Here is a 658-nt window from a genome sequence, read left to right as displayed (position 1 = left end):
TATTTCAGCGCCGACGACGGCGTCCATGGGCGTGAATTGTGGTCCACCGACGGAACACCGGGTGGAACCCGCCTGCTGATGGACCTCAATCCAGGCGTCGCATCGTCGGCACCCACGGCCCTGACCATAGCGGACGGCCGCCTTTATTTCGAGGCGGACGACGGCCAGCATGGAGGAGAGCTTTGGGTCAGCGACGGGACGGCGGCCGGGACGCATATGGTAAAGGACGTGAATGCCGGCGGACGGCCGTCCTTTCCCTCCAACCTGACGGCGGTTGGGGACGAGCTGTTCTTCACCGCCAACGACAGCGAGCATGGCAGGGCACTGTGGCGGTCGGATGGCACGGCGGCCGGGACGGAACTGGTCAAGGATTTCTTCCCCGGCAGCTTCGATCCCCCGGTTCCCCTGCCGATCCTGCCCACGCATCTGACGGCGGTCGGCGACCGGCTGTTCCTGACCGCCTGGGACGGGACCGGCGGCTATGGCCAGCTTTGGGTCAGCGACGGGACGGATGAGGGCACGGTCAAGCTGGATGGCAGCATTGGCGAGGACCCAAGGGCCGGGCGCCTGGAGGTCCTGACCGCAGTGGGAGACAGGCTGTTCTATAACCACGGCGAGGATTTGTGGACCAGCGACGGAACCCCGGAAGGCACAATGC

Annotated in this window: 1 protein-coding gene; it reads left to right on the top strand. The window is 66.0% G+C overall.

Translation table 11 applies throughout. The features are described 5' to 3' along the window. Positions 1-78 precede the first annotated feature (78 nt). A partial coding sequence (locus tag CRT60_RS00035) for an ELWxxDGT repeat protein (protein WP_342210660.1) occupies positions 79-658 on the top strand: 580 nt, incomplete at its 3' end.

It is taken from the genome of Azospirillum palustre (assembly GCF_002573965.1).
Classification (GTDB): domain Bacteria; phylum Pseudomonadota; class Alphaproteobacteria; order Azospirillales; family Azospirillaceae; genus Azospirillum; species Azospirillum palustre.
This window is presented reverse-complemented; position numbering and strand designations above follow the sequence as displayed.